The following is an 18751-nucleotide window of genomic DNA, read 5'->3' on the forward strand; positions in this document are numbered from 1 at the left end:
CAACTGCGGATGTTGGTTCAGTCGGGCCAGCAGTCGCTCATCGTTGGGGGGCAGCAGAGTGCTCATGGGCGGTTCTCGTGTTTGTCGACGGTTACCGCTGTATTTTAAGCTACCACATCAGTTTTGATCGCACCCACCGCAATTCGTTGTTCGTTTTCGACGCCTGCGCCGCCTGAAACCGCTCCGGCGTCTTGCGGCTGAACACTTTCGCTGACGTCTTCCGAATCCTCTGGCGACATTGCCTTACGCAAGTCATCCGCATCGCAATGTTCGTCCAGATCGACCAGAACCAAATGCACATCCGGCAGAATCCCGGCGAATTCGACACCGTAAATCTCCCAGATCGAGATGAACAGCGAGGCGATCACCGGGCCGATGAAGATTCCCGGCAGCCCGAACATGAGAATGCCGCCCAGGGTGCTCAGAAAGATCATCAGCTCGTGCATCCTGGTGTCCTTGCCCACCAGAATGGGTCGCAGGACATTGTCCAGACTCCCGACGATCAGGCCGCAGAAGAGCGCCAGCACGACGCCGGCAACGACGTCGCCCTGCAGGATCAGGATCGCGACAGCGGGAATCCACACCAGCGCGGCCCCGACATTGGGGATGGCCGACAGCAGCGCCATCACCGTCCCCCAGAAGACCGCGTTGGGGATGCCCGCGACGGCAAAGGCGATACCCGCCAGACTGCCTTGCAGGAGACCGATCAGGAGCGAACCTTTCAGGGTCGCGCGCGTCACGGAGGTGAATTTCGCGAGCATCATCCGCTCTTCGCTGGTCTTCAGCGGCAAGTAGTACAGCGCCTTTTCGAGCAGCTTCGGCCCGTCCATCTGGAGAAAAAACATGCTGTAGAGGAACACGAAGGCCATGAAGATGAAATTGGCGGTCCCCAGCGTGACGGACGAAACCCATTCCACCAGGAACCGGCTGATCACGGTCGCCAGGGAACCCGCCTGTTGAATAACCTGGCCATGATTGATTTTCAATTGATCGTAAAACGGGACATGCCGCAGATAAGCATTGACCGCGCCGGGATCGCTGAACGTCTCCTTGAACCAGACCGTAATCATCTGGCTGACATCGAGCGCCTGACCGATCAGGACGCCAACCAGCAGAATCAAGGGGATCAGGATCACCACCGCGATCAGCAGCAGAGTCAACAGGGACGCCAGGTGACGGTTGCCGTTGAGCCGCGCCTGAAAACGCAGGAACAAGGGTCGCGCCAGGGCGCTGAAGAGCCCCGCGAGGAACAGGGTCATCAGGAATTGCTGGATCATGGCGAAAAACAACGCCGAGATCCCGAGCGTCATCAGCAGGACGACGGATTTATTGACGGTGTCTTGGTTCATGGGAGTCACCGGCGGGTCACAGCAGTTTCACCAGAGCCGCGATCGCGGCCACCTGGGCGAACATCAGCGGGACGATCCACTTCAGCAGGTCGGTCTTCGTGCGCTCGACCTCGGCGCGCAGCTGCGCGATGTCGAGCTTCAGTTCGGCGCGCAGTTGCGCGATGTCCAGCTTCAGTTCGGCGCGGATCTGTTCGATCTCCTTTTGCAGGCGCAGCTCGGATTCGCGCAATTCCCCGCGAACCTGCTCGACACCCTGTTGCAAGCGCAGCTCGGACTCCCGGACATGCCCCTGGATGGCAAGATCGTTGATCTGCGGAAAGCGCGCCTCCAGTACGTCGAACGCCTCGGCGATCAGGCGCGCGCGGGTTTTGTCGTCCGGGGCTTCGGTCAGTTGCTCGTAGAGTTGCAGCGCGGCGCTCATGGCACAGGACTCTTCAGTGTGGCTTGGCACGGCCATGAGGGTAGTCGGGGCCAGCCTGATGTACAAGTTGCCGTTGGGCGATCCGGCCGTTGCGTCGAAACGCTGCGAACGCCGAATGCTGTCGATTCTGGAGATGCCAAAATCGCCGACAGCCTGTCGGCGCACCCAGCGACGGCGCTGGACACGCGCTTGGGAGGTTAGTGTCCCCCGCCCTTCAGTGCGCTGTTCATGCCGTCAATCGTCTCCTTGGCGTCGCCGAAGATCAGCGAGGTGTTATCCTGATAGAACAGCAGGTTATCGACGCCAGAGTAGCCGGGACGCATGGATCGCTTGAGGAAATAGACCTGCCGCGCGCGGCCGGCATCCAGGATCGGCATGCCGTAGATGGGGCTGGTCTTGTCTTCCTTGGCAGCGGGGTTGACGACATCGTTGGCGCCGACCACCAACACCACGTCGGTGCTCGGGAACTCGGGATTGATCTCGTCCATCTCCAGCACCCGGTCATAAGGAATATCGGCCTCGGCGAGCAGCACGTTCATGTGCCCCGGCATGCGCCCGGCGACCGGATGGATGGCGAATTTGACTTCCACCCCACGCGCTTCCAGCAGTTCCATCAACTCTTTCAGCGAATGCTGGGCCTGGGCGACGGCCATGCCGTAGCCGGGGACGATGATGACCTTGCCGGCGTCTTCCATCCAGTACACGGCGTCCTCGACCGCCGCCGATTTGACGCCCTTTTCGGCGGCCTGCGCGCCGGCGCTATCGCCCGCCCCGCTGCTGGAACCGAAGCCGCCGAAGATCACGTTCAGGATGGAGCGATTCATCGCCTTGCACATGATGAAGGAGAGGATGGCGCCCGAGCAGCCGACCAGCGCGCCGACGATGATCAGCAGATCGTTGTGGAGCGTGAAGCCGGTCGCCGCCGCCGCCCAGCCCGAATAGCTGTTGAGCATCGAGATGATGACTGGCATGTCGGCGCCGCCGATCGGGATGATAAGCGTCACGCCGAGGGTGAAGGCGAGCAGGGTCATGAGCAGCAGTGACAGCAGGCTCCCGGTCATGGCGAAATGCACCGCAAGACCGATCGTCGCCAGGGCGAGGAGCGCATTGAGCAGATGCTGCCCCCTGAACTTGACCGGCGCGCCGCTGAGCAACCCTTGCAGCTTGCCAAAGGCGATGATCGAGCCGGTGAAGGTGATGGCGCCGATGACCACGCCAGCGGAAATCTCGCCCATCAGCACCGCGTTGAGCAGTCCGGCATCCTGCTTGTGCAGGAAGGTGCCAATGCCGACCAGCACCGCCGCCAGACCGACGAAACTGTGCAGGGCCGCGACCAACTGCGGCATGGCGGTCATCTGGATGCGTAGCGCCACGATGACGCCGATCACGGCGCCGCCGGCGATACCGGCGACGATGAAGCCGTAGGACTGGACATCGCGGCCCAGCAGGGTCGCCACGATGGCGATCAGCATGCCAAGCATGGCGTAGAAATTGCCGCGCCGCGCGGTCGACGGATGGGTCAGACCCTTCAGGCCGAAAATGAAGAGGATCGCCGAGACCAGATAGGCCAGCGCCTGATGATTCACCGTGAAATCCATCGCGATCCGTCCTTACTTTTTCTTCTTGAACATGGAGAGCATCCGGTGGGTCACCAGAAAGCCGCCAAAAACATTGATCGAGGCCAGCAGCACGGCAATGAAGCCGATGAACTGGATCAGGATCCCGGATTCCGGATCGCCCGCGACCAGCAGCGCGCCGATCAGGACGATGCCGGAGATGGCGTTAGTCAGGGCCACCAGCGGCGTGTGCAGCGAGGGCGTGACGCCCCAGACCACCCAGTAACCGATGAAACAGGCAAGAACGAAAACGTAAAGGGCGACGATCGAGGGGTCGAGTGCCTCGGGCATGGGGGCTCCTGGGGAAGTTGTCGGTTGTCAGTTTTCAGTTGTCAGTCATCAATCACGTGTCGGCGGGCTCTGACGGTTGTATCCATTCAACACCCGCTGACAACTGTCACCTGACAACGTCTTTATCACGCAGACGGCTTAACGAGCATAGCTGCCGTAATGTCATCCTCGGCCAGATCCTTGAGTTCCGGCCCGAACTCGCCAGGCTGGACCATGATCTCGATCAGGTTGAACAGATTGCGCGCGTAGAAGGCGCTCGCGTCCGCCGGCACCAGGGCGGGGAAATTGGTGATACCCACGATGGTCACGCCATGGCGCTCGACGATTTCGTCCGCCACGGTCAGCGGACAGTTGCCGCCGCTCGCCGCCGCCAGATCGACGATCACCGAACCGGGACGCAGGCGCGCGACGACTGCCTCGGTGACCAGCACCGGCGCCGGCCGGCAGGGAATGAGCGCGGTGGTAATAATGACATGCGCCTTCGCCAGTTCGTCGCCGAGCGCGGATTGTTGACGCGCCTTGGCTTCCTCGGACAACTCACGGGCGTAACCGCCCTCCCCCGCGCCGCTTTCGCCCAGATCCAGCATGATCGGCTTGGCGCCGAGCGACAGAATCTGCTCGCGGGTCTCGGGTCGCACGTCATAGGCATGGACATCGGCGCCCAGACGGCGCGCGGTCGCGATCGCCTGCAAACCCGCGACGCCCGCCCCCAGCACCACGACGCGCGCCGGCTTGGCCGAGCCTGCCGAGGTCATCATCATCGGGAAGAATCGGCCGTAGCGCGCCGCTGCCTCCAGGGTCGCGCGATAACCGGCGAGGTTGCTCTGGGAGGAGAGAGCATCCATCGACTGGGCGCGCGAGGTACGCGGCATGCGTTCCATCCCGAGCACGCGCATCCCCTTCGCCAGCATGGCCGACAGCAGCGGATCCTCGCCGCAGGTCTCCAGCAGGCTGATCAACAGCCCGCCCGGACGCATCGCCTCCACGTCAACGGCATCGGGCCGCCGCACCTTCAGTAGCAGGTCGACAGCATAGGCCCCGGCGCGGTCGGTGAGTTGCGCGCCAGCCTGTGCGAAGTCCGCGTCCGGATAACCGGCGCGCGCGCCAGCGCCAGACTCGACCCGGATCTCGAAGCCCTTGCCGGCCAGCTTCTTGACGATCTCCGGCGTGGACGCGACGCGCGTCTCTCCGGACCGCGTCTCCAAGGGGATACCGATCTTCATGTTGGATCGCCTTCTGTTTCGGTGTCGCCACCCGAAGGGCAGCGAAATCGGCGCATTATCAATGCCGATCCCGATCCCCGCAACCGCCGATCCATGTCGGCACCCGCGGATCCGACCCGGTCAGGGTTGCTCGGCGAGCGGTTCCGACCAGCCGTCGAGGTTGTCTTTCAGGATCTTGATGATGTGAGACGCGATCTCCTCGATGGACTGCGTGGTGGTATTGAGGACCGGCACCTGCAGCCGCTTGTAGATCTGCTGCGCCATCCGGATGTCATCCTGACAGCGTGCCATGGAGGCATAGGGGCTGCCGGGACGGCGTTCCTCCCGGATGAGTTGCAGCCGCTGCGGATCGATGGTCAGCGCGAACAGCTTGTGACGGCAGTCCCAGACCAGTTGCGGCACGTCGCCGCGCTCGAAGTCTTCCTCGGTGATGGGATAGTTGGCCGAACGCAAACCATAGTGCATCGCCAGATAGAGACAGGTCGGCGTCTTGCCGGAACGCGACACCCCGGCCAGCACCACATCGGCGCGGTGAAAGTTGTCCGGACGAATCCCGTCGTCGTTGGCCATCGCAAAATTGATGGCCTCGATCCGCTTGGTGTAGAAGCTCGGCTTGGTGATGGCATGGCTCTGGCCGGACTTGCGGCTGGGCGGCACGCCCAATTCGGCGGACAGCGGCTCGACGAAGCCCTCGAACAACTCCATGTAGAAACAGTTGCCGCCCCTGAGGATCTCGCGGATTTCGTTATTGAGCATGGTCGCGAAGACGATCGGCCGCGCCCCGTCGCGGTCGGCGGCCTCCTGCATGCGCTGGGTCAGCGCCCTGGCGCGCAGGTCGGTATCGATATAGGGCATGTAGACCTGCTCGAAGTCGATGGTGTCGAACTGGGAGAGCAGACTGTGCCCAAGCGTCTCGGCGGTGATGCCGGTGCTTTCGGAGACGAAAAAAACGGTTCGATTCATGGGGGCGGTTGGTCAGTGGTCAGTGGTCAGTGTATCGAACCAAGAATGAATGAAATTGGGTGGATTGTCGCCAGAAACCGCCGCCGGCGGGAGCCGACCAGGTCGCTAGCCGCGATGAGCGGGCCGAAGGCGGTTCAACCCGCGCGGGCGTCCTCGCCCACGAGCATGGAATCATAGATTTCCCAAGCCGCGGCGGCCTGCTCGGCGCTCACCTTGTCGATCGCCTGGCCAAGATGGACGACGATGTAATCGCCGACCGCGATGTCTTCGTACTGGAGCATGAAAAGATTGGCCTCGCGCGTGACGCCCTTGGCCTCGCAATGGGCGATGAAGCCATCGATGGACCGCACTTGCATCGGAATTCCAAAACACATGACAGGGTCTCCGTTTACACTCCGGGCTTGACGCACGAGGCTAAGCGGTGGAGGTCTCCACCGCAAGGATCCAGATCAATCCTTTCCGTCGCCCCAGTCCACACCAGGAGACACCGTCTGTGAGTCCAACCACATTGATCCTCGGTCTCGGCAATATTCTCATGACCGACGAGGCGGTCGGCGCCGAGGTGATCCGCCGGCTGGAGGCGGAGACCGACCCCGCCGCCCCGCTGCGCTTCATCGATGGCGGCACCTTAAGCTTCACGCTCGCCGCGCCCATCGGCGACTGCCCGCGCCTGATCGTCGTGGATGCCGCCGCCATGGGCGACGCCCCCGGCAGCGTGCGCGTCTTCGAAGGCGCGGCCATGGACCGCCAGCTTCGCGCCCACGCCAAGAGCGTGCACGAGGTCAGCCTCGCGGACCTGATGGATATGGCGCGGCTCACCGACACCCTGCCCGCCCAACGCGCGCTGGTCGGCATCGAGCCCGGATTCGTCGGCTGGGGCGAGCGGCTGACGCCCGCGGTCGAGGCGGCCGTTCCGCTGGCCATCGCAAGCATCCGCGCACTGCTGGCCGGTTGGGACGCCGCGCCAGTCAGCGCCGGGTAGTGCGCCAAGCGCTTGGCCCGCTTCCGGCGGGTGCCCGACATCCGCGAGGCAGCCGAGACAGCGGGCCGATACACTCTGACGTGGGCGATCATTCGCCCGCGGCCGCGCGATCCATCAGCACCTCGACCCGCTGTCCGGCGGACGCAACTCGCGCGACCGGCAGGTCGGCGCCCCGGCGCCAATCCGCCAGGGCTTCCCGCTTGCCGATACCGGTGACCAGGATCAAAATAGCGCGGCTGGACGCGAGCGCGCTGGGGGTCAGCGACACGCGCTCGGGCGGCGGCTTCGGTGCCTGATGGACAGGCATGACGAGCGCCTCGGGCGCAATGGCATGGCCGGGGAAAAGGCTGGCCGTATGTCCATCCTCGCCCATTCCAAGCAGTACCAGATCGAAGGGCAGCCGGGGCCGGATCAGCGTCGCATAGCGGGCGGCGGCCAACTCGGCGCCCTGCTCCGCCGGGATGGGATGCCAATGCACGGCCGGGATCGGCCCCTGATCCAACAGAATGCGGGCAGCCGTAAGACTGTTACGTTCGGGATCGTCCGGCGCCAGACAACGCTCGTCGCCGAAAAAAATGTGCCAGCGGTCCCAGTCCGCGACCTGCTCGACGAGTAAAGTATAGGCCGCCTGGGGGGTGCGCCCTCCGGCCAACACCAACTGAAATCGCCCGCGCGCCGCGATCGACTGCCGGGCCGCCGCCAGAACGCGCCACGCCGTGTCGGCGGCCACCTGTTCGGCGGTCTCATACAGACGAAAGGCGATCCTGCTATCGGCCATGGTGCGATTCACCTAACCATTATTGACCCGAAACCTGGCGTCCGGCGGACTGGCCCGCGTCAACCATTCAACTCCATCAGTGGAAGCCATGGACCCGATGAAGATACTCCTGGTCGACGATTCAAAATCCGCGCGCTATGCACTGCGGCTGCAACTTCAGCGTCATGGCATCGAAGTCGAGACGGCGGACTCCGCCGAGTCTGCCTTCGAGATCCTCAAGACACAACTGCCCGACGCGATCCTGATGGATCATATGATGCCGGGGCTAAACGGCTTCGAGGCTCTGGAGGTCATCCGGGAAGACCCGCGCACCGCCGCGATACCCATTGTGATGTGTACCTCGCACGAGGAGCCCGAATTTGTCGCGACCGCGAACAGAAAAGGGGTCTTCGGCATCCTGCCGAAATCGGCCGCGGCCGAACTCCTCCCCGGGATTCTCGACAAACTGCGCGACAAGCTCGCGACCGGCGGCGCGCCACAGCCCGTCGGGGAAACCATCGAACGCGCCGTGCAACCGGCTCCGGCGCCAGCCCCGGAACTGTCCGAGGACGCCATTGCGAAACTGGTCGATGCGCGCCTGGAGGCCAGACTCGCCAGACTGTTGACCCCCATGCTCGAAGATTTGCGGCGCGATCTGACCGAAAGCCTGTTGAGCGAAGCCAGACACATCGTGGAAGACCGCTTCGCGGCGGAACAGGCCGCGCGCCGAACCGCGTCGCCGGCCCCCACCATGGCGGACTTTCAGGCCATTTCGACCCGTCTGGCGACCGAAACCCTGCCGGATCTGCTCAAGCGCGAAATCGAGACCGAACGGGCACGGATCATGGCGTCGGTCGAGAAACAACTACGCGCATTCCAGCCCCTACCGGCGAGCGGCAATCTACCCGCGCACGAGCAGTTGCATGCCCTCGAAGAGTCCGTCGCGCTCAAGGCCGCGACCCTGGCCCGACGCGAAGCGAAGGAAGCCGTCGATGCCGCGCTCATGGGCGCCCAGCAATCGACTCAAGCCCTGGAGCAGTCGCTCGGTTCGGCCATCGGCAGGCTCTATGGGCTGATTGCCGGCGCGGCCATCCTGGGTATCGGTGCCGCTGCGGCGGTGTATTTCCTCCTGAGCGCCTGATCCCCGGCGCGCTTTCTTAGTGCTTCGCTGCTCAAGTTCCGAGACCGGGGCATTGTCGTTGTCGTTGTCGTAATCGAATATTCGCCATGTCGAGACCGCGATCACGACAACGACCTGAGACGGTCTTGGGACTTTCGCACAGTTGCACTAGGTGATTGCAGGTCGGCGCGAGCGCCTGCAATCATCGTCCGGTCCTCGCGCCGGCCAGTTCGGCTAAACCGCCCGACACATCGATCCCCCTTGACGTACCCCCCCGCAAAATCGACACTCAGACCGACCGATCATCCGCGACGAATGCCTGCGCTTGGCATTCATTCCAGGAGGACGGGATTCGCCTAACCGCAACTACCATCCATCATGAGTATCGAGAGGTCAGTATCGTGGCGACGACGATGAGCGACATCATGAATCCGGGTACGACGGCCCGCGACGACGCATTCCCCTCCGCGCCGACCGACTGGACACGAGAAGACGCGGCACGCGCCGCCGAGGCGGACGGAATCCAACTTGGGGAGGATCATTGGTTCACAATCAAGGCGCTGCAGGGCTATTTCGCAAATCATCAAAGGCCGAACATGCGGGAACTGCATGACGCACTCGACGAGGCCTTCCACGCCAAGGGCGGCCTCAAATATCTCTACGCGATGTTCCCCGGCGGCCCGGTGGCGCAAGGGTGCAAATTCGCCGGACTCCAGCCGCCAGCCGGCGCCGCCGACCCTTCCTTCGGCAGCGTTCAGTAGACATCCGAGGTTCGCAAGCCGGATTGAAGCGGTTCGTTTTCCTGGAAAACGCACCTTCTCGATCCGGCATCCGTGCGTTGCGGTTCAATCGCGCTTTCCCGGCGTGCCCGCGTTCATGGGTCAGCGGCCAAGCTGATCCAGAAACTCTCTCATCAGCGTAAAGAGCTGGTGCGCCTCGGTGCGTCCCCGCCAAATCTCCAGCAACTGATTGCGATGCGCCTCCATGATGTGCGGCGGATTCTCGATATAGCCCATGGACCAGTCTTTGAAGATCCGCTGCTGAATGGGCGCCACCCCGATCAGCACCGAATCATAATGGCGCCGGTCGTCGAGAATTCTGCAATAGAGTCGAATCAGCTCGTCCTGCGGTCCTTCCAGGATCTGAATGAAATGGCCGCCGCCCGTGCACAGGATCCCCGTGATCTGAAGCAGCTTGTTCTTTTTCCGCGAGACTTCGAGAATATCGTTGAGTTCGGCCTCGCCGACGCCGACGCTGCTGCGACTCGCATAGAGAATCCGCGAAAGATGATTCATGGCGTTTGCTCAATGAAAAATTGAAAAGGAGGTTTCCGGAACAGCCCATGCATCGGGCGTCGCGCCTAATCCACCCAGGCGCGCGCATTCCTGAACAACCGCATCCAGGCTCCGTCCTGCTCCCAGTCCTCCGGGTACCAGGAGTTCTGTACCGCGCGGAAGACGCGCTCGGGATGCGGCATCATGATAGTCACCCGCCCATCCGTCGTCGTCAGCCCAGCGATGCCGTCCGGCGACCCGTTGGGGTTGGCTGGATAGCGTTCGGCGACCCGCCCGTCGTTCTCGACATAGCGCGTCACGACCCAGGATTGCGCGGCGGCCAGATGCGCGGCGTCGCGAAACTTCGCCCGGCCCTCGCCATGCGCGACCGCGATCGGCATCCGCGAGCCGGACATCCCCGCCAGCAGCACCGAGGGCGTCTCGGCAACCTCCAGCATGAGCGTGCGCGCCTCGAATTGCTCCGAACGGTTGCGCACGAAATGCGGCCAATGGTCCGCGCCGGGGATGAGTTCGCGCAGATTCGAGAGCATCTGACAGCCGTTGCAAATGCCGAGCGCAAAGGTGTCGGGGCGCGCGAAAAAGCCCTCGAACTGCTCCCGTGCGCGGGCGTTGAACAGAATGGTCTTGGCCCAGCCCTCGCCCGCGCCCAGCACATCGCCATAGGAAAAGCCACCGCAGGCCGCCAGACCCCGGAAGCGCGCCAGATCGACCCGACCGGCGACGATGTCAGACAGATGCACGTCGACGCACGCGAAACCGGCGGCATGGAAGGCCGCCGCCATCTCCTGCTGACCGTTGACGCCCTGATCGCGCAGGATGGCGATGGGCGGACGGACGCCGCGCTCGATGTAGGGCGCGGCGATGTCGTCGTCCAGGTCGAAGGTCAGTTCGGCATGCAGCCCAACATCCTCGGCGGCGATGCGCGCGAAGGCTTCGTCCGCGCAGTCGGGATGATCGCGCAGCGACTGCATCCGATGGCTGGTCTCGGACCAGGCCTGTTGCAGATCGGACCGAGCGGCCTCGAACAGCAGCCGCGAATGACGGCGGAGACGAATCCGGTCGTCATCGTTGAGCGTGCCGATCACCGCGCTGCACTCGCCCAGACCGTGAAATTTGAGGATTTGCAGCACGCAGTCGGTCTCGGTGTGCGGCACCTGGATCACCGCGCCGAGTTCCTCGCTGAAGAGCGCGGCGACCGGATCGGGCCCGAGCGCATCGAGTTCGACATCGATCCCGCAGCGTCCCGCAAAGGCCATTTCAGCGAGCGTCGCCAACAACCCGCCATCGGAGCGGTCGTGATAGGCCAGGATCATCAGCTCGACGAACAAATCCTGGATCGCGCTCAAAAAACGCTTGAGCAGATCGGGATGATCGAGATCTGGTCCCCGGTCGCCCAGTTGACCGTACACCTGTGCCAGACAGGAACCGCCGAGCCGGTTTCGGCCGCGCCCCAGATCGATCAGGATCAGATCGGTGTCGCCCTCGTCGGTGCGCAGTTCTGGCGTGACGGTCTGGCGCGCGTCCGAAACCGGCATGAAGGCGGAGACGATCAGCGAGAGCGGGGCCGTCATTTCGCGGCGCGCACCGGTTGCGTCCGGCCACACGGTCTTCATGCTCATCGAATCCTTACCGACCGGGATCGCGATGCCTAACTCGGCACACAACTCGGACGCCGCCGCGACCGTCTCGTAGAGCCGCGCATCCTCGCCCGGATGTCCCGCCGCCGCCATCCAGTTGGCCGACAGCTTGATATCGCCGAGACGGTTGATGTAGGTCGCGGCCAGATTGGTCAGCGCCTCGCCGACCGCCATGCGCCCCGAGGCGGGCGCGTCGAGCAGGGCCAGCGGGGTGCGTTCGCCGATCGCCATCGCCTCGCCGGTGTAGCCGCGATAATCCGCCAGCGTCACGGCACAATCGGCGACCGGCACCTGCCAGGGACCGACCATCTGATCGCGCGCCACCTGTCCGGTGATGCTGCGGTCGCCGATGGTGATCAGAAAGCTCTTGTCCGCCACCGTGGGCAGACGCAGAACCCGGAAGATCGCCTCGCCCAGATCGATGTCCGCGGTCGCGAAGGCGGTTGTTGGCGGATGGACGCGAGCGACGTCGCGCAGCATCTTGGGCGGCTTGCCGAACAGCAGCGGCAGCGGCATGTCGATCGGCCGGTCAGCGAAATGACGATCGTCGAGACGCAGATGCTCGCTCTCGGACGCCTCGCCGACGACCGCATAGGGGCAACGCTCGCGCGCGCAGATCGCCTGAAAGGTCTCCAGCCGTTCCGCCGCGATGGCCATGACATAGCGCTCCTGCGCCTCGTTGCACCAGATCTCCATCGGCGACATGCCGGGATCGTCGTTCGGCACCTCGCGCAGCTCGAAGCGCCCTCCCCGCCCGCCGTCATGCACCAGTTCGGGCAGCGCGTTCGAGAGCCCGCCCGCGCCCACGTCATGGATGAAGAGGATGGGCGTCTCCTCGCCAAGCGCCCAGCAGCGGTCGATGACCTCCTGACAACGGCGCTCCATCTCGGGATTGGCGCGCTGCACCGAGGCGAAATCCAGATCTTCCGCCGAACTCCCCGACGCCATGCTGGAGGCCGCGCCGCCGCCGAGTCCGATCAGCATCGCTGGACCGCCCAGGACGACCAGCGGCGTTCCCGGCGGAAAGGGTTGCTTGGCGACATGCTCGGCGCGGATGTTGCCCAGCCCGCCGGCCAGCATGATCGGCTTGTGATAGCCGCGCAGCTCGGGCGCGCCGTCCGGCCCCGGCACCATCTGCTCGTAGGTGCGGAAATAACCGGTCAGATTCGGACGCCCGAACTCGTTGTTGAAGGCCGCCGCGCCAATGGGGCCGTCGAGCATGATGTCGAGCGCCGAGACGATGCGCCCCGGTTTGCCGTGATCGACCTCCCAGGGCTGCTCGAAACCGGGGATGCGCAGATTCGAGACCGAAAAGCCGCACAGACCGGCCTTCGGCTTGGCGCCCTGCCCGGTCGCCCCCTCGTCGCGGATCTCGCCGCCCGAGCCGGTCGCCGCGCCCGGATGCGGCGCGATCGCGGTCGGATGGTTGTGGGTCTCCACCTTCATCAGCAGATGAATCGCTTCCTCGTGCTCGCCATAGATCCCGCTCGCCGGATCGGGCAGAAAGCGCCGACCCTCAAAGCCTGCGATGACCGCCGCGTTGTCCTGGTAGGCCGACAGCACGCCTTCGGGCGACTGCTCGGTGGTGTGGCGGATCATGCCGAACAGGGATCGTGTTTGCGGTTCGCCGTCGAGGATCCAGTCGGCGTTGAAGATCTTGTGCCGGCAGTGCTCCGAGTTGGCCTGGGCGAACATCATGAGTTCGACATCGGTTGGGTTGCGGCCCAGCGTGGTGAAACTCGCGGCCAGATAGTCGATTTCGTCGTCCGACAGGGCCAGACCCAGCTCCACATTGGCCGCGACCAGCGCCGGCCGACCGGCACCCATCAGATCGATGCGTTGGGACGGACGCGGTTCGGCCGCCTCGAACAGCCGCTGCGCCGACTCCAGATCGAACAGCGCCAACTCGGTCATGCGGTCGTGCAGGAGGGTCGAGGCCGCCCGCCGGGTCTGGTCACTGATCCCGCCGGCCAGGGAATAGGCGATCCCGCGTTCCAGCCGCTTGACCGCGGTCAGGCCGCAGTTGCGCGCGATGTCGGTCGCCTTCGAGGACCAGGGCGAAATCGTCCCCGGTCGCGGCACCACCAGCACCAGCGCGCCCTCGGGCGCATGACCGGGCAGGCTCGGACCATCGCGCAGCAGACGCTCCAGCACCGCGCGCTCCTCCACGTTCAAATCGCCCGCGAGTTGGGCGAAATGCACATACTCGGCGTAGGGTTGGATCGGCGTCCCGGTGTGCTCGCGCAAGCGGTCGGCAAGTTTGCGGAGACGGAACTCGGAAATGGCGGGTGCGCCGCGAAAGACCAGCATCGGCGATAACTCTGAGTGCGTGGGGGATCTACGAATGATACTTGAGCCAGCGCCGGTTAGGGGCGAAACGAATCCGTTACCCACCGAAGTCGTTCGTGACTCAACCGAACGATATTCGCCCCGTGCGGAACGTATTGGGCGTGCGCCAAGGGTCGTGGGCAGTCAAACGTTCAGGCGCCTGTTCGGGAGGACCGCTCGGCGCTTCGTCCCGGCGCTTCGTCACCGCAGAACAAAGGGGTTAGGATTCCCCTTTGTCCGCGAGCAAACGCTTCAGTCGCTCGATTTCAGCCAAGGCGGCCGTGGCTTCCGCCCTTGCCTGCTCTTCCGCCGCCCGTGCCTGCTCGGCCGCCGTGCGCAGGGTGTCCAGTTGCTGTTGCAGGCTCATCTGCACGCGCAGATAGTTCTGCCGATTCTGGTAGGCAGAATAGGCGCGCTCTTTCTCCGAAAAACCTCTCAGGGTGCTCATGGCTTGCTGCATTTCCTCGGTTTGCATCCAGGCGGGCAATTGCGCGTCATCGAGACGCTCGCCCTCGCGGAAGAATTTCAACCAGCGGCGCTCTTCGGTTTCGACCGCCTCGGCGTCGAATTTACTCAGTTCCAACAGCCAGATTCCACCATGATCGAGCAGCCCCCGGCCCTGCTCGTCGCGCAGGCGGAAGCGGTGCGCGTACTCCGCGATCCCGGCCCGACAGGGCTGACCCAGCAGCCAGATCGCATAGGTCGGCTTGAGGGTGGCGTACGCCTCGCCGTTCTGCAACTGCGAACTGTAGAGATCCGCCCAGCCGTAGAGCATGCGCGCGGGCAGATCCGGATGATTGAGCAACTGGATCTCGATCTGATACGTGACAGTCGCGCACCGAGACCCCGACGTCGGCGGGCGGTCGCAGCATGGTCTCACATGGTCCGCCACCTCGCTCGTCGGCTGGTTTCAAGGAGGCGTCGCGCGTGATTCTGGCAAGACGCAGCGAGTTAGTACCGTTGCGCCGACGCCTAAAAAAACCGCTGCGTTTCCGTGAAGACGCAGCGGTTCAAGCAAGCGTTCAACCCATTCATCGGCGTCCGTGCCGATGGCGAGGGTGAAAGATACGCGATGCGTACCTACCCGACTGACAACAGGTCAGAGGCCGCTCGTTGCGCATCGGGATGCCCCTCAGGCCCGCACCAGGGTGATGCACCGCCCCGATGGGCTGCGCTGGTCGGCGCTGGCGGTGCGTTCGGCGATCGGCGGCTGGTTCGCGCGGCGGTCGAAGACGATCGGCCAGCCGGCGTCCAGACCCAGCCCGGCAAGATAGCCGTCGAGCTGGCTCAAGCCCTCGGCGAGCGGGTCGGGGGCACCGTCGCGCCAGACCTTCAGCTCCATGGCCAGCGTCACCGCGCCAAAACGCAGACAGAGGTCCATGCGCCCGGCGCCGATGGCGTATTCGCGCTCCAGGGTGCCGCCGCCATTGACCACCCGGTGCAAGAAGGCCATCAGCACCAGGTGCGGGGCGACCTCGTGGTAGGGCGCGCTTTTGAGCAGCGGCTGGCCGTGCTGACGCCAGAAGGCGAGAAAGGCATCGAGCAGCCGCGCGGGATCGAGCGATCCGTCCGGGGCGAGCCAGCTCGGGGCGATCGCGGGCAGCGAGGCTTGCGGCGTAAAGGCCAGCGCACGCGGCAGCACTTCGCGGTAGATGGGATTGGCGATGATCAGGCCGTGACCGGGGATCTGACGGCAGAGGCCCAGGTCGAGCAGATACTGGATGTCGTCCTCGGGCACCTCACCGAGGTTCGTCCCGGCGAGCATCGGCTCGATCACCCGCCGTACCCGGAGTTCCTGGAGCTTGTGCGCCAGTTGGTCGAGACGGGTGACGCGCTCGAGGATCCTGTCTTCCTTGGCCCGGTCGATCAGGTCCAGGGCGATCGGCTGGGTGCGGTCGCGGCCCTCGCGCCGCTCGAAACAGGCGCGATAGGCGAGCGCGTTGACCAGCCAGGGCTGACCCTGGGTCAGTTCCCAGACCCGATCGAGCGCCTCGGGGGTGAAGGGCTGGCCGGTCTCGGCCGTGTGCTCCAACAGGAGGGTGCGGACCTCGTCGGCGTCGAAGTCGCCCAGGCGTAGCGATTTGGCCTTGATGTTGAAGGCGCTCCCCCCGGTGATGGGTTCGCGTTCGGAGCTGGCGTGGATGCGGTAGTCGCGCAGGTCGCGCACGCCGCAGAGGATGACGGTCTGCGGAAAGGCGTCCGGGCGCCGCGGATAGCAGGCACGCAGTTGACGCAGCAGCGAGATCAGGGTGTCGCCGATCAAGGCATCGACTTCGTCGAGCAGCAGCACGAGCGGGGTCGGACTCTTCAGGCTCCAGGTTTCGAGCAGCCCGTTCAGCATCCTATCGGCGCCGCGAGCGTCCCACGCCGACTTGGCCCAATCCGGCAACCGATTCTCACCGAGATAGAGCCGGGCGGCGGCGGCAATGGCGCCGCAAATGGTCCGCATCCCACGCGCCACATCCTCGTGCGCGGTCTCCAGATTGGCATAGACTGCCCGATAGCGCCCCTCCCGGTTGAGCCGCGCCATCAGCAGGCAAGTCGTCTTGCCGGTCGCGGTTGAACAGATCCAACACGATGGCCAGAGACAGCCCTCCTTCATCGGTCCAGGAGTCGGTCGTGGCCTTGTCACGGCGTTGGTGCCGCCCCCGGAGGCCATGCGCGCGCAGGAGGCGCTCCACCCGTGCCTGGGCCCCGTGCACGCCGCTCGCGCACCCTCCGGGGACTGCCGTCGACACCCTTGAACTCGGCATGGATCGACGGGATCAGGACCAGCAACCGATGAGCATCGGTCAGCCCCTAACGGTCCGCCTGACCGCCGCCTTTCCAGGCGCGGTCGCCGCTAACGCTGACCTCCAGAACCTCGCAGCGCTCGCTCAAGCCGAACGCCTGGCGGTGCGCATCGATCCAGACGTCCTTCACCACGCTTCCCTCACCACGCTTCCCTCGCGAAGGACGCCGTCGCTTGTTTGAGGATGTCGACCTCGCGTTTGAGGCGTGCATTCTCCGCCCGCAGACGCGACAGTTCCATCGCCTCGGGAGCCACCTTCGGGGCACCCGGGCCGTTGAGCATACCCGCATCGAACGCCTTCGCCCCGTGGCGCAAGGTCTGCTCGACCAAGCCCATCTCCTTGGCCACGACGCCAACGGTTTTGCCATCCTTGACCCGCTTGATCGCCTGTTCCTTGAACGCGACGGTGAACTCTTGCTTCGGCATCTTCTGCATCTTCGTCTCCCATGTGACCGTCATGCTACGTCACCCTTGGAAGACGAAATTTCGGGGGAACCTCAGTTGGGTCTTCTCGGCCAGCGTTTCGATCAGCGCCACCATCTGCGCGATCAGCGGGGTGCGTTCCGCGTCGGGGATCTCAGGAAGTTCGAGCAGGCTGGGCATGAGGGCAGGACGAGTCAAGGGAAACGATTGGGAAAGCGATGGGGTACTCTAACGGATATCTTTTGCCAAGGCTGCCATGACTGATTGAGAAGTTACGTTAGTAGCGCTGTTTTTCAACCTCGAAACGTGAGATTAAATATTCAGACTATATTTTAACGAAAACAGATTTCAGTCAGCAACATGTTCCGCGCTTGTGCCAGAGGTCCGAGGGGACAGGGTTTGGCACGAATCATGGGCGTGATCAATGGTCGATTTTCATAATATTCAGGTGATTTTCAGTGCCATCGAGCCGCAACAAGATCCTTTCGACCGATGAGTTGGAGTACATCCGCCAACTCGAAGCCGCCGATTCTGGGCGAAAACCCGAGGATGACGTGGGCGGCTGGCTGCGTGTCTCCGAGGATGCAGCCGGACTTCTGGACGGGTTTTCGGAGAGCCCTCTGATCGAACTCCAGGCCGGTTGGCAGGGGCACCGCTTGCGTTTCCCACTGAAGCCGAGAACCCGCTCTGACAATGGCGAACTGACCCTCGAAATCGGCGTGCCCGAGGTGCTGGAGGGCGGTGATCGCTCGCGCAGCTGGCGGGTGCCGCCGGGGACCGACGAGATGCAACTCCAGGACAAGAGCGGGAAGCTCGAAAAACCGCAGGTTGTCAATCTATCTTATACCGGAATGGCGATCGAGCAGCGGGCGGATCGGCTTCCGGATCTGAATCAGCCGTTACGTGATCTCCGGCTGGTTCTGCCTGGGCAGGGCGAGTATCTGCGTCTCCTTGGCTACGTGGTACGGCATATGCGGTTGGATGATCAGCGTATCCAGTTGGGAATCCGTTTCGACCCACTCTCGGAGGATTGCCGGGATCGGTTGGGTCGCTATATTCTGCAGCGTCACAAAGAGCTGCAAGCGGTCCAGTCTTGCAGGAACTGCACCGGGGAGGTGTAGCCGAGGGTGTAGTGTAAGCGCTTGCGGTTGTCGAACACCTCGATGGACGCGAAAGCCGTGGCCTTCATCGCTTCCCGCTTGGCGAAGCGTTCATCGAAGACCCGCTCGTGCTTGAAGCGGTTGAACCCGCTCTCGGTGGGGGCGTTGTCCCAGCCGTTGCCCTGGCTGCTCATCGAGCAGACTATGCCGTCTTCGCGTCGCTGGTCCTGAAAGGCATGGCTGGCAGACTGGCTGCCCCGGTCGGAGTGGTGCGTCAGCCCTGGCGCTGGCTGGCGGTGGAATTAACCAGAATTATTCATAAAAACAGGTGACACTCGCATAGGTGTTCGGGATTTTTTAAGCCTGGACTTCCAGAAGCAACCTATTTAAACGACCTAAGGATGTCTCTCTTTTCTTATAATTTGGATCGAAAATTTCGTTTGCAAAAAGCTTTA

At 63.7% G+C, this 18751-nt stretch carries 20 protein-coding genes; 4 read left to right on the forward strand and 16 right to left on the reverse strand.

Annotated features, from left to right (window positions below; translation table 11 throughout):
• Nucleotides 1-104 precede the first annotated feature (104 nt).
• The 7 genes from QZY07_RS06005 to QZY07_RS06035 form a co-directional block, all read right to left on the reverse strand.
• A complete protein-coding gene (locus QZY07_RS06005; RefSeq protein WP_295400639.1) occupies nt 105-1349 on the reverse strand; it encodes an AI-2E family transporter in 1245 nt (414 codons plus the stop codon).
• Between the two features lie 16 nt (nt 1350-1365).
• Nucleotides 1366-1770, reverse strand: a complete 405-nt coding sequence (locus QZY07_RS06010) for a DUF1640 domain-containing protein (protein ID WP_295400641.1) — start codon at nt 1768-1770, stop codon at nt 1366-1368.
• 197 nt (nt 1771-1967) lie between these two features.
• Nucleotides 1968-3368: an NAD(P)(+) transhydrogenase (Re/Si-specific) subunit beta gene (locus QZY07_RS06015; RefSeq protein WP_295400642.1), complete on the reverse strand. Its 1401-nt coding sequence runs from the start codon at nt 3366-3368 to the stop codon at nt 1968-1970.
• A gap of 12 nt (nt 3369-3380) precedes the next feature.
• Complete coding sequence (locus tag QZY07_RS06020) at nt 3381-3677, reverse strand: proton-translocating transhydrogenase family protein (RefSeq protein ID WP_014777843.1); 297 nt, start codon at nt 3675-3677, stop codon at nt 3381-3383.
• Between the two features lie 125 nt (nt 3678-3802).
• Nucleotides 3803-4900, reverse strand: coding sequence for a Re/Si-specific NAD(P)(+) transhydrogenase subunit alpha (locus QZY07_RS06025; RefSeq protein WP_295400645.1), 1098 nt, complete (start codon nt 4898-4900; stop codon nt 3803-3805).
• A 120-nt stretch (nt 4901-5020) separates the two neighbouring features.
• Nucleotides 5021-5863 (reverse strand): pyruvate, water dikinase regulatory protein, encoded by an 843-nt coding sequence (locus QZY07_RS06030; RefSeq protein ID WP_295400647.1) that lies wholly within the window; start codon nt 5861-5863, stop codon nt 5021-5023.
• A 134-nt stretch (nt 5864-5997) separates the two neighbouring features.
• Nucleotides 5998-6237 carry a HypC/HybG/HupF family hydrogenase formation chaperone gene (locus QZY07_RS06035; RefSeq protein ID WP_295400649.1) on the reverse strand — a complete coding sequence of 80 codons (240 nt, stop codon included), beginning with the start codon at nt 6235-6237 and terminating at the stop codon, nt 5998-6000.
• Between the two features lie 119 nt (nt 6238-6356).
• On the opposite strand from QZY07_RS06035, the gene QZY07_RS06040 reads away from it, so the two are divergent.
• Nucleotides 6357-6845, forward strand: a complete 489-nt coding sequence (locus QZY07_RS06040) for a HyaD/HybD family hydrogenase maturation endopeptidase (protein ID WP_295400650.1) — start codon at nt 6357-6359, stop codon at nt 6843-6845.
• A gap of 88 nt (nt 6846-6933) precedes the next feature.
• Here the strand turns inward: QZY07_RS06040 and pgl are convergent, their stop codons facing one another.
• Complete coding sequence (gene pgl, locus QZY07_RS06045) at nt 6934-7623, reverse strand: 6-phosphogluconolactonase (RefSeq protein WP_295400652.1); 690 nt, start codon at nt 7621-7623, stop codon at nt 6934-6936.
• Nucleotides 7624-7720: 97 nt separating this feature from the next.
• On the opposite strand from pgl, the gene QZY07_RS06050 reads away from it, so the two are divergent.
• Both QZY07_RS06050 and QZY07_RS06055 read left to right on the forward strand, forming a co-directional pair.
• A complete protein-coding gene (locus QZY07_RS06050; protein WP_295400654.1) occupies nt 7721-8743 on the forward strand; it encodes a response regulator in 1023 nt (340 codons plus the stop codon).
• Between the two features lie 392 nt (nt 8744-9135).
• Nucleotides 9136-9483 carry a TusE/DsrC/DsvC family sulfur relay protein gene (locus QZY07_RS06055; RefSeq protein WP_295400656.1) on the forward strand — a complete coding sequence of 116 codons (348 nt, stop codon included), beginning with the start codon at nt 9136-9138 and terminating at the stop codon, nt 9481-9483.
• Between the two features lie 120 nt (nt 9484-9603).
• Here QZY07_RS06055 and QZY07_RS06060 read toward each other — a convergent pair whose 3' ends face one another.
• From QZY07_RS06060 to QZY07_RS06090, 7 genes are all read right to left on the reverse strand, one after another.
• A complete protein-coding gene (locus QZY07_RS06060; protein WP_295400658.1) occupies nt 9604-10017 on the reverse strand; it encodes a BLUF domain-containing protein in 414 nt (137 codons plus the stop codon).
• 65 nt (nt 10018-10082) lie between these two features.
• Nucleotides 10083-13964 carry a phosphoribosylformylglycinamidine synthase gene (purL, locus tag QZY07_RS06065; protein ID WP_295400660.1) on the reverse strand — a complete coding sequence of 1294 codons (3882 nt, stop codon included), beginning with the start codon at nt 13962-13964 and terminating at the stop codon, nt 10083-10085.
• 238 nt (nt 13965-14202) lie between these two features.
• Complete coding sequence (locus tag QZY07_RS06070) at nt 14203-14874, reverse strand: Rpn family recombination-promoting nuclease/putative transposase (RefSeq protein ID WP_363183803.1); 672 nt, start codon at nt 14872-14874, stop codon at nt 14203-14205.
• A gap of 240 nt (nt 14875-15114) precedes the next feature.
• Nucleotides 15115-16584, reverse strand: a complete 1470-nt coding sequence (locus tag QZY07_RS06075) for an ATP-binding protein (protein ID WP_295400664.1) — start codon at nt 16582-16584, stop codon at nt 15115-15117.
• Nucleotides 16585-16781: 197 nt separating this feature from the next.
• Entirely contained in the window at nt 16782-16904 is a 123-nt protein-coding gene (locus QZY07_RS06080) for a hypothetical protein (RefSeq protein ID WP_295400665.1), read from the reverse strand.
• A gap of 10 nt (nt 16905-16914) precedes the next feature.
• On the reverse strand, nt 16915-17208 hold the full coding sequence (locus QZY07_RS06085) for a transposase (protein WP_295400667.1): 294 nt from the start codon (nt 17206-17208) through the stop codon (nt 16915-16917).
• A 30-nt stretch (nt 17209-17238) separates the two neighbouring features.
• Nucleotides 17239-17394 carry a hypothetical protein gene (locus QZY07_RS06090; RefSeq protein ID WP_295400669.1) on the reverse strand — a complete coding sequence of 52 codons (156 nt, stop codon included), beginning with the start codon at nt 17392-17394 and terminating at the stop codon, nt 17239-17241.
• Between the two features lie 260 nt (nt 17395-17654).
• Here QZY07_RS06090 and QZY07_RS06095 point away from each other — a divergent pair, with 260 nt between their 5' ends.
• Complete coding sequence (locus QZY07_RS06095) at nt 17655-18317, forward strand: PilZ domain-containing protein (RefSeq protein WP_295400671.1); 663 nt, start codon at nt 17655-17657, stop codon at nt 18315-18317.
• Here QZY07_RS06095 and QZY07_RS06100 read toward each other — a convergent pair.
• Nucleotides 18263-18490, reverse strand: coding sequence for an IS3 family transposase (locus QZY07_RS06100; RefSeq protein WP_295400673.1), 228 nt, complete (start codon nt 18488-18490; stop codon nt 18263-18265). The two genes, QZY07_RS06095 and QZY07_RS06100, sit on opposite strands and share 55 nt — an antisense overlap.
• Nucleotides 18491-18751 lie beyond the last annotated feature (261 nt).

Origin of the sequence: uncultured Thiocystis sp. (assembly GCF_903866365.1) — a bacterium.
Taxonomy (GTDB): domain Bacteria; phylum Pseudomonadota; class Gammaproteobacteria; order Chromatiales; family Chromatiaceae; genus Chromatium.